This window comes from Pseudomonas sp. PDM13 (genome assembly GCF_025685765.1).
GTDB classification, from domain to species: domain Bacteria; phylum Pseudomonadota; class Gammaproteobacteria; order Pseudomonadales; family Pseudomonadaceae; genus Metapseudomonas; species Metapseudomonas solani.
The window spans coordinates 328,928-342,134 of sequence record NZ_JAOTQU010000001.1; the positions used below are offsets into that span (position 1 = coordinate 328,928).

General features: G+C 65.4%; 9 protein-coding genes. 3 read left to right on the forward strand and 6 right to left on the reverse strand.

Annotation, left to right across the window (positions count from 1 at the left end; translation table 11 throughout):
• Window positions 1-30 precede the first annotated feature (30 nt).
• Both OEJ36_RS01555 and leuA read left to right on the forward strand, forming a co-directional pair.
• The gene (locus tag OEJ36_RS01555; protein ID WP_263400115.1) at window positions 31-1,701 is read left to right on the forward strand and encodes a flagellinolysin; all 1,671 of its coding nucleotides are present in this window, start codon (window positions 31-33) and stop codon (window positions 1,699-1,701) included.
• A 284-nt stretch (window positions 1,702-1,985) separates the two neighbouring features.
• Entirely contained in the window at window positions 1,986-3,656 is a 1,671-nt protein-coding gene (gene leuA / locus OEJ36_RS01560; protein WP_263400116.1) for a 2-isopropylmalate synthase, read from the forward strand.
• A gap of 73 nt (window positions 3,657-3,729) precedes the next feature.
• Here the strand turns inward: leuA and OEJ36_RS01565 are convergent, their stop codons facing one another.
• Complete coding sequence (locus tag OEJ36_RS01565; RefSeq protein ID WP_021220824.1) at window positions 3,730-4,095, reverse strand: winged helix-turn-helix transcriptional regulator; 366 nt, start codon at window positions 4,093-4,095, stop codon at window positions 3,730-3,732.
• 114 nt (window positions 4,096-4,209) lie between these two features.
• On the opposite strand from OEJ36_RS01565, the gene OEJ36_RS01570 reads away from it, so the two are divergent.
• Complete coding sequence (locus OEJ36_RS01570; protein ID WP_263400117.1) at window positions 4,210-5,313, forward strand: alkene reductase; 1,104 nt, start codon at window positions 4,210-4,212, stop codon at window positions 5,311-5,313.
• 561 nt (window positions 5,314-5,874) lie between these two features.
• On the opposite strand, the gene OEJ36_RS01575 is transcribed toward OEJ36_RS01570, so the two are convergent.
• From OEJ36_RS01575 to der, 5 genes are all read right to left on the reverse strand, one after another.
• The gene (locus OEJ36_RS01575; protein WP_263400118.1) at window positions 5,875-6,339 is read right to left on the reverse strand and encodes a hypothetical protein; all 465 of its coding nucleotides are present in this window, start codon (window positions 6,337-6,339) and stop codon (window positions 5,875-5,877) included.
• A gap of 118 nt (window positions 6,340-6,457) precedes the next feature.
• The gene (locus OEJ36_RS01580; RefSeq protein WP_263400119.1) at window positions 6,458-9,385 is read right to left on the reverse strand and encodes a discoidin domain-containing protein; all 2,928 of its coding nucleotides are present in this window, start codon (window positions 9,383-9,385) and stop codon (window positions 6,458-6,460) included.
• Window positions 9,386-9,604: 219 nt separating this feature from the next.
• A complete protein-coding gene (locus OEJ36_RS01585; protein ID WP_263400120.1) occupies window positions 9,605-10,399 on the reverse strand; it encodes an amidohydrolase in 795 nt (264 codons plus the stop codon).
• Entirely contained in the window at window positions 10,387-11,535 is a 1,149-nt protein-coding gene (locus OEJ36_RS01590; protein ID WP_263400121.1) for a pyridoxal phosphate-dependent aminotransferase, read from the reverse strand. Before OEJ36_RS01590 ends, OEJ36_RS01585 begins: the two co-directional genes overlap by 13 nt.
• 157 nt (window positions 11,536-11,692) lie before the next feature.
• Window positions 11,693-13,171 (reverse strand): ribosome biogenesis GTPase Der, encoded by a 1,479-nt coding sequence (gene der / locus OEJ36_RS01595; RefSeq protein ID WP_263400122.1) that lies wholly within the window; start codon window positions 13,169-13,171, stop codon window positions 11,693-11,695.
• Window positions 13,172-13,207 lie beyond the last annotated feature (36 nt).

The window sequence follows — 13,207 nt, forward strand, 5'->3', positions numbered from 1 at the left end:
GAATTTCCGGTAGTGCGAGCGAGAAACGGGATGCTGACGGTCAATACCAACATCGCCTCCTCGTTCACGCGTAGACAGTTGAGCAACACGGACAACGCACTGGGTAAGGCCATGCAGCGTCTGTCGACCGGCCAGCGCATCAACAGCGCCAAGGATGATGCCGCCGGTTTGCAGATCTCCAACGCCCTTACGTCCCAGGTGCGTGGGCTCAACGTCGCCACGCGGAACGCGAATGACGGCATGTCGATGCTGCAGGTGGGAGAAGGCGCGCTGGAAAGCGTGACTACCGCGCTGCAGCGCATCCGTACGCTCGGCCTTCAGGCCATGAACGGCTCCAACACCGAGACCGATCGCGCCGCACTGAACCAGGAAGCGCAGAAGCTCCTGGAAGAGATCAACCGGGTCAACGAGACCACCACCTTCGGCGGCCGCAAGATCTTCAGCCAGGGCAGCGGCTCGCAGTTGGGCAAGCTGGACGAGCGCGCCGTGCTCAACTCGCTCAAGGGCTTCTGGATCAGCGAGGGCGAGCAGCGCGTCTTCGACGCCTATGGCATCAAGGCCGACGGCGCCACACTGAAGATCACCCTGAGCAACGATCCCTCCAGCACCACCCTGGCGTCGGTGGCCGGCTCGCCCGGCGCCGGGGGCAAGTACTACAACCAGGTGCTCGACGTGAACATGGCCTACTTCGATGGGTCCAGCCTGCCCAACGGCGGCAACAACCCGGGCCAGTACACCGACCGCGTCCTGGCCCACGAGATGACCCACGCGGTGATGGGCCGGGCGATGAACTTCAACGCCCTGCCCGGCTGGTTCAAGGAAGGCACGGCCGAGGCGGTGCAGGGCGCCGACGAACGCCTGCGCAGTGACATCGCCGCCAGCAGCGTCGGTGCGGTGGTGGGCGCCTTCGGCGGCATCGGCAACAGTGCCGGCTACTCCGCCTCCTACGCCGCGGTGCGCTACATGCACGCCGAGATCAAGGCCGCAGGCGGCAACGGTATCAAGGACGTGATGCAGTACCTGGCCGGCCACGCCAACTCCACACTCGACGACGCCCTGGCCAACGCCAGCCACGGCGCCTTCGCCAGTGCCGCCGACTTCGGCACCCAGTTCTCCGCCAACGGCGCCGCCTTCATCGGCACCATGGACCTGACCAACGAAGACACCGGCGCCATCGGCGGCTTCGATGCCGACGGCGGCGATGTATTCAACGCCGAGAACGTGCTGCCCAACCGCGGCACGGGCACACCCGGCTCCCTGGGCTTCAAGCTGGAAGAGCCCAAGCTGTTCGACGCCAACGCCACCGGTGGAGGCATGCAGACCTCGCTGCAGGTGGGCGCCAATGCCTGGGAAACCATTGATGTCGGGCTCGCCTCCTTCAACACCGGGGCGATGGCGCTGAGCAACGTCAACCTGATCAAGACCCCGGGCCTGGCGGTGATGGACATCGACGACGCCCTCGCCTACGTGGACCGCCAGCGTGCCTATATGGGTGCCATCCAGAACCGCCTGGACAACACCGTCGCCAACCTGCAGAACATCGCCGAGAACGCCAGCGCCAGCCGCTCGCGCATCACCGATGCCGACTTCGCCTCGGAGTCCGCCACCCTCGCGTCCCAGCAGATTCTCCGGCAGGCGGCGCAAAGCATGCTGGTGCAGGCCAACCAGATGCCCCAGGCGGTACTCTCGCTCCTCGGCTGACGCGCAATTCTCGCTACGTTTGGCCTCCCTCCAAGCAAGAATCTCTCACCTCACCAATCCCTCCGCACGAAATCACCAATTTTCTGACAAGCCTTGCCATATTCAACCCGAGTGAATAGGGTTGTCGGCATGAAAACCGCTCACACCCTCATCCTCCTGCGTCAACACGCCTGCCTACGTCTGGTCAGCCCACGACTGCGTAGCTGAATCGCGACGCCCTGCTCCACCCCGCATTTCATTTGGCCGGCCGCCGTCATCAGGCCCATCAGAACAAGGATTTCCCCATGAGCATGCTCAACGACCCGTCTCGCAAGTACCGCGCCTTCCCCGCCATCAACCTGCCCGATCGCACCTGGCCGTCGAAGACCATCACCGAAGTGCCGATCTGGTGCAGCTCCGACCTGCGCGACGGCAACCAGTCGCTGATCGAGCCGATGGATGCGCAGAAGAAGATGCGCTTCTTCAAGACCCTGGTGCAGGTGGGCCTGAAGGAAATCGAGGTGGCCTTCCCCTCCGCCTCGCAGACCGACTTCGACTTCGTCCGCGAGCTGATCGAGAACGGCCACATCCCGGATGACGTCACCATCCAGGTGCTGACCCAGGCCCGTGAAGACCTGATCACCCGCACCTTCGAATCCCTGAAGGGTGCGAAGAAGGCCATCGTCCACGTCTACAACGCCACCGCGCCGTCCTTCCGCCGCATCGTCTTCAACCAGGACCGCCAGGGCGTGATCGATATCGCCACCGGCGCTGCCCGCCTGATCAAGCAGCTGGCCGCCAAGCAGCCGGAAACCCAGTGGACCTTCCAGTACTCGCCGGAAATCTTCAGCTCCACCGAGCAGGACTTCTCCCTGGAGGTGTGCAACGCGGTGATCGACGTCTGGGAACCGACCCCGACCAACAAGATCATCCTCAACCTGCCGGCCACCGTGGAATGCGCCACGCCGAACGTCTACGCCGACCAGATCGAGTGGTTCGGCCGTTACATCAACAAACGTGACAGCGTGATCATCAGCCTGCACACCCACAACGACCGTGGCACCGGCGTGGCCGCCACCGAGCTGGGCCTGATGGCCGGCGCCGACCGTGTCGAAGGCTGCCTGTTCGGCAACGGCGAGCGCACCGGCAACGTCGACCTGGTGACCCTGGCGCTGAACATGTACACCCAGGGCCTGCACCCGCAGCTGGACTTCTCCGACATCGACGCCGTGCGCAAGGTGGTCGAGGAGTGCAACCAGCTGCCGGTTCACCCGCGTCACCCCTATGTGGGCGACCTGGTGCACACCGCCTTCTCCGGCTCCCACCAGGACGCCATCCGCAAGGGCTTCGCCCAGCAGAAGGAAGACGGTGTCTGGGAAGTGCCCTACCTGCCGATCGACCCAGCCGACATCGGCCGCAGCTACGAGGCGGTGATCCGCGTCAACAGCCAGTCGGGCAAGGGCGGCATCACCTTCCTGCTGGAGCAGGAATACGGCATCAGCCTGCCGCGCCGCATGCAGATCGAGTTCAGCCAGGTGGTACAGCGCGAGACCGACCGCCTCGGCCTGGAGATGACCGCCGAACAGATCTACAAGCTGCTCGACAGCGAGTACCTGCAAGCCACCACGCCCTACACCCTGAAGGGCCACCGCCTGCAGGAAGAGAACGGCACCAGCGCCGTGGACATCGAAGTGCAGACCAAGGGCGAGACCCAGCACCTGCGCGGCATGGGCAAGGGCCCGCTGGAAGCCCTGGTGGCCAGCCTGCCAGTGAAGGTGGAGATCATGGACTACTCCGAGCACGCCATCGGTGGCGGCGCCAACGCCAAGGCCGCGGCCTATATCGAACTGCGCCTCGACGGTGGCCGAGCGCTGCACGGCATCGGCATCGACGAGAACATCACCACCGCCAGCTTCCGTGCCCTGTTCAGCGCCCTCAACCGCGCCCTGAGCCAGACCGAAGCCGAAGCCGCCTGACACCCGGCCAGCAAATGAAAACCCCGCCAATCGGCGGGGTTTTGTTTTTCCGGGGATAACCCGGCGTGCGTCTCTAACCCTGTTGCTGCCAGTGGCAACGGCCCCAGGCGCACATCGCTTCCAGCACCGGCTGCAGGCTCGCGCCGTGCTCGGTGAGGCGGTACTCCACACGCGGCGGCACCTCGGCGAACACCGTGCGCGAAAGCACACCATCGTGCTCCAGCTCGCGCAGCTGCTGGGTCAGCATCTTTTCGGTGATGCCCGGCACCCGGCGCTTGAGCTCGGAGAAGCGCAGCGCCTCCTTCATCAGGTGGTACACCAGCAGCGACTTCCACTTGCCGCCGATCACATCCAGCGTCACCTCCACCGGCGTGTTGTAGACCTTGTCGCCCGAAACCAGACGCTTGGATTCGGTGGTGATCGGCTCGTGTTCGCTCATATTGCTTACCCACTAGTAAGTGACTCCCGGAATCGTACGTACTTGTCAGTAAGATTGCCACCTGCATAATCGATTGCCACATTCATGCCGAATGCAGCCGATGGAGATCGAACCATGACCGCACGCAACCTGTTCCAGCCCACCCGACTGGGCAGCCTCCAGCTCCCCAACGCGGTGGTGATGGCGCCCCTCACCCGCCAGCGCAGCCTGCAGCCCGGCAACATCCCCAGCGAACTCAATGCCACCTACTACGCCCAGCGCGCCGGCGCCGGCCTGATCATCAGCGAAGCCACCCAGGTCTGCCCCGAAGGCCAGGGCTATGCCTGGACCCCGGGCATCCACAGCGCCGAACAGGTCGAAGGCTGGAAGAAGGTCACCCGCGCGGTGCATGACAAGGGCGGCCGCATCGTCCTGCAACTCTGGCACGTGGGGCGCATCTCCCACCCGCTGCTGCAGCCGGGCGGCGTCGATCCCGTGGCCCCCTCCGCCATCCAGGCCAAGGCTGATTGCTATGTGCAGGAAGCCGACGGCAGCCACCACCGCGAACCCACCGCCAAGCCCCGCGCCCTGGAGATCGACGAACTCCCCGGCGTGGTCGCCGCCTACGCCCAGGGCACGGCCAACGCCCTGCGCGCCGGTTTCGACGGCGTGGAAGTGCACGCTGCCAACGGTTACCTGCTGGACCAGTTCCTCTGCTCCGGCAGCAACCAGCGCACCGATGCCTACGGCGGCTCGGCTGCCAACCGCGCGCGCCTGGTGCTGCAGGTGATCGACGCCGTGATCGCCACCACCGGCGACAGCGGCCGCGTGGGCGTGCGCATTTCCCCCATGGGCACCTTCGGCGACATCACCGACGCCAACCCGCGCGAAACCTTCGGCTACCTGGTGGAGCAGCTGAACAGCCGCAACCTCGCCTACCTGCACATCAACAAGCCGGACTGGCTGGGCGGCACCTTCGAAGGCTTCGACGACCTGCTGCGCGAACTGCGCGACCGCTACCAGGGCAAGATCATCCTCGCCGGTGGCCTGGACAGCAGCAGCGCCAAAGCAGCCCTGAGCACCGGCCTGGCCGACGCCGTGGCCTTCGGTCGCCCCTACATCGCCAACCCCGACCTGGTGGAACGACTGCGCCAGGGCGCGCCCCTCAACCAACCGGACGCCAACACCTTCTACGGTGGCGCCGAAGCCGGCTACACCGACTACCCGACCCTGGGTTGAACGGAGGCTGAAACAAAAACGCCGGGCAATGCCCGGCGTTTTTCATGACTCTGTCTGCGTCAGCTGTTGTGGTTTTAATGCAGACCCTCAAGCACGGCCCTTTCCGGGCGCCCAAGGGTTTGTGCCACCGCCGCCGCATGGGTTTCGCTCCGCTCTACCCATCCTACGAAAGCCGCCTCCACGTATGCGCGCGCGGTTGGTGCGTACACCGATGCAGGTAATTCGAGCGAAGAACGTTGGAGCAGCCGCCAAACGCCCCTTCCCAGAAGGCCGAGCGAATCGTCGTGGAAGGGGTTGAGCGACATGGATGTCGCGAGAGCCGCGATGGGCCAGGGATGGCCCTTCGCGGCGTGCCCCTGGAACGATGATGGAGCGAGGGAAGTCTGGCTTCAGCCAGACCCGTATGGAGGGGCAAGCGTTTTTGGTTCCTTTTTGGGCGACTGAAAAAAGGGACTCGCCCGGGGGGGCGAAACCAGAAGCACCAGCAAAGCTCGGCAATCAGCTGGGCTCAAATCCTCTAGCAACACTTAACGCAGACAGAGCCTTTTTCATGGCGATGGCTCAGACGAGCCCGAACAGCAGAAGAACCGGCACCATGGCGACGATGAACCCCAGCATGAACAGCAGGCCGATGCCCACGCTGCGCCACAACGAGAAGAACGCGCCATTGGCGATCTTGTGCTGGTCCACCTGCGTGCCGAACAGCTGCCGGGCATAGGCATTCATCGCAATCACCTGGACCACGCCGAACACGATGGCGGGCACGTTCTCCGGCAGCAGGGCGCCGGCAACGATGATCGCGATGAAGAAACCGATCGAGACGGCCCAGAGCTTCCCGGCCTCGCCACCCCGCCCCATCGCCTTGAGATTGGCGGCGATGACATAGGCCCCCGCCAGCGGCGTGCCGAAGAAGGTGGCGATGCCGATACCGGGGATGCTGTAGAGGCGCAGGTGCTCGGTGCCGGTAGTCGGCGTCAGCAGCTCGGCGGCGGGGGTCTGGAAGGGGTTTTCGGCTTCCGTGCTCATATCGGGCTCCTTAGGGGTAACGCAGAAGAAGGACGCAGGAGCGCCATGATACGGAGCCGCCCGGCATCGGGCGACCCCGGATGAAGGGGCGGCCAGTATCAACCGGCCACCCCGCCCATCAGTTGCAGGCGCCCTCGTCGCGCCACACCTTGCCGCTGCCTGCACCACCGGTGAATGCCGGGTTGCCGGGCTCGTTACCCTTGGTCCACCAGCCCGCAGTGTAGAAGCGGCCCTTGTGGCTCACCCTGTCCTTGGCCACGTAGGTGCTTTGGGGGTTCCACGGGCCCTGGCAGCCGACCGGGGTTTCCACCTTGTCGGCGATGACCTTGACCGAGTGATCACGCGTCACTGTCTGCTTGCCATTGCTCAAGCTGAGGGTGACCCGGTAGGTGACGTCCTGGGCCGCTTTCGGGGCCACGAATTTCATCAGGGTGCCCGCTGCCTGGAAATCGACGCGAGGCGTCACGCTCCATGCATAGCTCAGGGGCCGGCCGGCCGGGTCGCTGGAGGCCGTGGCATCGAGGTAGACGGTTTCACCGGACTTGGCCTCAGTGGCTCCACCGATGATGGCCACAGGTGGCTTGACTGGCTCCACCGGAGGCTCGATCGGCTGCCCACCTGAGCCCTGGCAGGGACCCAGGTCACGCCAGACCTTGCCGGCGCCATCCGCGCCCGTGGTCGATGCCTGGCCCGGCTCGGCGCCGGAGGTCCACCAGCGGGCCTGGTACTGGCGCCCCTTCCACTGCACCACATCGTTGCCGACGTAGGTGGCGGTCTTCTTCCATTCCGGCTTGCAGTTACCAACCGCCGCCTTGGCCTTGACCAGCACCTCGTGAGTACGGGTAGTGCTCTGCTTGCCGTTGCTGAGGGTCAGGGTAAAGCGGTAGCGGGTGTCTTCCTGCAGCTCCGGCGCGGTGAAGCTGATGCGTGCACCGTCGAAACTGAAGTCGAGCCTGGGCGTCGACTCCCAGGCGAAGCTCAGGGCAAGCCCCTGGGGATCGCTGGAGGCGGACGCATCCAGGACGATCCTGTCACCGGCATTGGCTTCGGTCTTGCCGCTGATCTGCGCCACGGGCGGCTTGCTGGCTTCCATGGGCTTGAGCGCAGCGGCCTTGAGCTGGTTATCCGCATTGAACTGGCCGTCGGCGAGCAAGGTCCAGCCGCCGTTGGGGCTGTCGCCGCCGTACACCTGGTAGCCCTTGATGATGCCGCTCTGGCCCGCGTCCTGACGGGGCAGGTAATGCAATTGGGAGAAGCGGCTGTCCGTGCCCAGGTCGATGACGATCTGGTGCGGGTAGCGGGCACCGGCGGCGGAGCTCCAATAGGACGCCGGGTTGCCGTCGATGGCATGGGCAGCGGGCGCAGAACCGGCAATGGCGCTGCTGGTGGAGTGAACCTTCCAGCTGTTACGCGGCAACTGCTTGCCCTTGGCATCCACCAGCAGCAGTTCGGCGACGCTGGCGTTGTCCTTGCCGTCCTGGGAAGAAGTGGCCACCAGTTTCAGGTAGCGGCCCTGGGCTGTGTCTTGGGTGACACCGAAGGCCTGGCCTTCGAGCACCAGGTCCCGGGTGGCCTTGGTATCCGACTCGATCGCCAGGTACCAGCGCCCGGGTTGAGGGTCGTTCACCCCCAGGGACACGTTGTGTTGCATGATCGAGCGGTAATCGAAGCTGGAATTGCTGGGGTGCGCTCGACGCTTGAGCAGCAGCCGGACCTTGCCGGACCTTTCCGAACCCTCTCCATCCAGCACGCTGAACACCAGGCGCTGGGTGCCTTCGGGTACATCGACCGGGTAGTAACGTGTTTCACGCGGAGCCAGGCTGACTCGCTGCTCAAGGACAGACGTTGCCTGCTCACCCTCGTGTGGCACCACCGATGGGCTATAGGCCGACATCCGCGCCGCGTTCTCACGCCAGACGCGGGCCATGTTGGCGGTGCGGGCATCCCCGAGCGGCACCCCCCGGTTGTCCTTGATGTCCGGGTTGGAGTAGTAGCCCACCTGGTTACCACAGAGGATGGTGCCGACCCGGCCGTTGTTGTAGCCGAACCGATAGCTGCTGCCGTCCGAGCAATGGCTACCACCGATGTTGTGGCCTAGCTCATGACGGAAGGTGGTCGACGAGTTGATGTAGTTGATCGAGTAGCGGCCGGGACGGTAGCCCCAGCCCACGGCGGTATCCACGCCCGGAGTACCCATGATGAAGCTGGCGACCACGTCCGGGCCGTACTGGCGCATACCCTGGGCAAATACGCTGCTCACCTGGCTCAAGGTCCCGGTGGTGATCGGGTAGTCCTCGGCCACCACCTGGGTACCCACCAGGCGCACGCGCACGCCCTGGACCTGGGACTGCTTCAGCGCGCGGTTCGCCGAGGCCACCTGGACCAGTGCATAGGCTTCATGGTCCCCCACCCAATTGGCCGCCTTCTGCGAGAACCCCGCCAGCAGGTCGATCACGGTTTCGCCCTGGGCGTTGCGGTGGGCCTGGAAGCTGCGCTGGCCGCTTTGCGACTCCTGCTGCCCCGCCACTTCGTTCTCGTCACCGGCCACGTAGTCGAGGCTGCCCGGGGTATGGAACGGAGCGGCGTCGAAGCGAATCAGCGACTGCTCGCCGTTGGCGGTGCCGCGGATGATTGCGTTGGCATCAGGCAGCAGCGCGATGAAACTGCCGTCGGGGCGGGCCGCCAGGGTCATTTCACCAGGTGCCTGCATGGAGCGGGCACGGCCTTCCAGTCGCCCGGTCATCACCTGCAGGTCCTTGAAGCTGTCATCGTGCTGCGCGGTCAGGCTGCGGATGCGCATCCCGGTTTCCTGCAGCAACAGGTCGGTCCCCGCTTCGGCGGAGCCGCGCAAGGTCCCGGCGCTCAACGCCTGGAGGTTGATGAAGCGGCCAGCGGTTACCCGCTCATGGCCCGGTGCGACGCTGGCAGCAACCTGCTCATCCTGCGCCAGAACGGGGGAAGCCAACGGCAGCAGCACGGCCAGGCTGAGGCTGGTGCCCCAGAATCGGGTGGCTCGGGTCAGTGCATTCAATCGGAAGCTCGGCATAACCAGTCCTTCAGTACCCAGCGCAGCCGTCAGCCTGACGAACAGCGGCCATCGGGCCGCAGCGCTGGAAGGTTCATGGAGTTGGAGGTGTGCCGGCGGCGCGATGGTAGGCAAGGAGCCTGGTCGCTGTAAAACGTAGAGGGGGTATTTCAGACCCGTCCTAGGAACGGCTTATCGACGAGCACCTGAGCACCCCGAACGGTGCCCAGGCGGCAGGTATCAGGACTGCAGGGTGAAGCCATCCGCATCCAGGTGGGCGGGGAAGCGCTCACGGTAGCTGGCCAGGGCACTGGCGCTGAGGGTGACGCTGAATACGCCTTCCTGTGCGGCGGCGTCGAGCAGCGTCTCGCCCTGGAAGTCCAGTGCCTGGCTGTCACCGCTGTAGGGGTGGCCCTTGCCGTCCTCGCCAACGCGGTTAACCGCGGCCACGTAGCAGAGGTTTTCGATGGCCCGGGCGGGCAGCAGGCGGTTCCAGTGGTGGCGGCGCGCAGCAGGCCAGTTGGCGGTGTAGAGCAGCAGGTCGGTGTCGTGGGGGTCGCGGCTCCAGACCGGGAAGCGCAGGTCGTAGCAGACCAGCGGGCGCACCCGCCAGCCCTTGAGCTCGAACAGCGCCTGGGTATCCCCCGGGGTGTAGTGCTTGTGTTCACCGGCCATGCGGAACAGGTGGCGCTTGTCGTAGTGCAGCACTTCGCCGTCGGGGCGCGCCCAGAGCAGGCGGTTGCGATGGCTGCCGTCGGCAGCGCGGATGATCAGGCTGCCCGTCACCACGGCATCGATGCGCCGGGCCTGCTCACGCAGCCAGGCGTAGGTGACGCCCTCTTCCTCCTCGGCGAGGGTGGCCGAATCCATGGAAAAGCCGGTGGTGAACATTTCCGGTAGCACCACCAGGTCGGCGCCACACGCCTGTTCCAGCAGCACCTCGAAGTGGCTGCGGTTGGCAGCCGCGTCGTGCCAGGCCAGGGTGCTTTGCACCAGGGCCAGCTTGAGGTCGGGCAACGCGGTCAGATCGCGCATAGTTTTTCCGCTGCCTGGCGCAGCGTCTCCTCACGTTTGGCGAAGCAGAAGCGCACCAGACGCAGGTCGCGCGGGGCGCTCTGGTAGAACACCGACACGGGAATGGCGGCAACGCCATGTTCACGGGTCAGCCATTCGGCCATGGCCACATCGTCCAGCTCGGGGCGGATGGCGCTGTAGTCCACCAGTTGGAAGTAAGTGCCGGCGGCGCGGGTGAAGCCGAAGCGGGAGTCGGCCAGCAGGTCGCAGAACAGGTCGCGCTTGGCCTGGTAGAAGCCGGGGAGCTCGGTGAGGTGCTCCGGGTGCGCGGCCATGAAATCGGCCAGCGCCCACTGCAGCGGGGTGACGCCGCAGAAGTTGACGTACTGGTGCACCTTGCGCAGCTCGGCGGAGAGGGCCGGTGGCGCGACCACGTAGCCGGTCTTCCAGCCGGTGACGTGGTAGGTCTTGCCGAAGGAGCTGACCACGAAGGCGCGGGCGTAGAGCTCGTCGTGGGACAGCACGCTGACGTGGGCCTGGCCGTCGAACACCAGGTGCTCGTAGACCTCGTCGGACACCAGGTAGATGTCACGGCCACGGATCAGCGCCGCCAACTGGTCCAGCTCGGCGCGGGAAATCAGGGCGCCGCTGGGGTTGTGCGGGCTGTTGAGGATGATCATCCGGGTGCGGTCGCTGAGGGCGTCGGTCATGCGCTGCCAGTCGATGGCGAAGCCCGGCAGCGCCAGGGGTACATGCACACAACGGCCACCGGCCAGCTCCACCGACGGCTCGTAGCTGTCGTAGCAGGGGTCGAGGACGATGACCTCGTCACCGGCGCGCACCACCGCCTGGATGGCACAGAAGATCGCTTCGGTAGCACCGGGGGTGACCGTGACCTCGGTGTCGACATCCACCTGGCGACCGTAGAAGGTCGCGACCTTGGCGGCCACCTGGTGGCGCAGCGCCGGCAGGCCGGTCATGGGCGCGTATTGGTTGTGGCCAGCGCCGATATGGCGGGCCACCGCATCGCACAGGGCGGCAGGGGCGGAGAAATCCGGGAAGCCCTGGGACAGGTTGATGGCGCCGGTTTCGGCGGCGAGCTGGGACATGCGGGTGAAGATGGTGGTGCCGACGTTGGGCAACTTGCTGGCGATCATTTCTTCAGGCTGCTGGCGACTGGGGATGGCGGCTAGCTTAAGGCCTGACGAGGCTCATGACCAAGATGAAAGCGGCGCCTGGCGGCGCTGCGTGAGGGCCCGGGACAACAGAAATGAAAAAGGCGCCCATGGGCGCCCTTTTCCGGTGCTGCGAGAATCAGCGGTTCTTGTCGCGGCGCTTCTTGTCAGCCTTCTTGTGGTGGGACATGAGGCGGCGTTTCTTGTTCACCTGGCGGTCGGTGAGGGTGTTCTTCTTGCCCTCGAAGGGGTTGTCGCCACCCTTGTACTCGATGCGGATGGGCGTACCCACCAGCTTCAGCACGCGCCGGTAGGTGTTCTCCAGGTAGCGCGAGTACGACTTGGGCACCGACTCGACCTGGTTGCCGTGGATCACGATCAGCGGCGGGTTGGCACCACCGAGGTGGGCATAGCGCAGCTTGATGCGGCGGCCGTTGACCAGCGGCGGCTGGTGCTCTTGCACCGCGCCTTCGAGGATCTGGGTCAGGCGGCTGGTGGGCCAGCGGGTGATGGCGGATTTGAAGGACGCCTGCACCGACTTGTACAGGTTGCCTACACCGGTGCCATGCAGCGCGGAGATGAAGTGGATGTCGGCGAAGTCGACGAAGAACAGCCGGCGCTCCAGCTCGGTCTTCACGTAGTCGCGCTCACCGGATTCCATGCCGTCCCACTTGTTCAGGGCGATGACCAGCGCGCGGCCGGTTTCCAGCACGAAGCCGAGCAGGTTGAGGTCGTGCTCGACCACGCCTTCGCGGGCGTCCATGACGAAGATCACCACGTTGGCGTCCTGGATCGCCTGCAGCGTCTTGACCACCGAGAACTTCTCGACCGCTTCGAAGATCTTGCCGCGACGACGTACGCCAGCGGTGTCGATCAGGGTGTACTTCTCTTCGTTGCGCTCGAAGGGGATGTAGATGCTGTCGCGGGTGGTACCGGCCTGGTCATAGACGATGACCCGCTCCTCGCCGAGCATGCGGTTGACCAGCGTCGACTTGCCGACGTTGGGGCGCCCGATGATGGCGATCTTGATGCCGTCCTTCTCGCTCGGCCCGGGGATGCGGCTGAGCTCTTCGCCTTCGGCGACTTCCTCGGTCTGGAGCGCAGCGTCTTCCTCGGCCGCGTCATCGCGGGGGAATTCGCCGAGGGCTTCCTGCAGCATCTGGCTGATGCCACGCCCGTGGGCGGCGGCGATCGGCAGGGCGTCGCCCAGGCCCAGGGGGCTGAACTCGGCGCGGGCGAGGTCCGGGTCGACGGTGTCGACCTTGTTCGCGACCAGGTAGGTCTTCTTGTTGCGCTTGCGCAGGTGCTCCGCGATGGACTGATCGGCAGCGCTCATGCCGGCGCGGGAGTCGACCATGAACAGCACTGCATCGGCCTCTTCGATGGCCTGCAGGGACTGTTCGGCCATCTTCGCGTCGATGCCCTGCTCGTCACCCGAGATACCACCGGTATCGATGACGATGAAGGTGCGGCCGTTCCACTTCGCCTCGCCGTATTGGCGGTCACGGGTCAGCCCCGCGTACTCCGCGACGATGGCGTCGCGGGTCTTGGTCAGGCGGTTGAACAGGGTGGACTTGCCGACGTTCGGGCGGCCCACCAGGGCAATTACGGGAACCATGAGGCTCTCCAATTCGTTATTTCAGAAAACGCAACG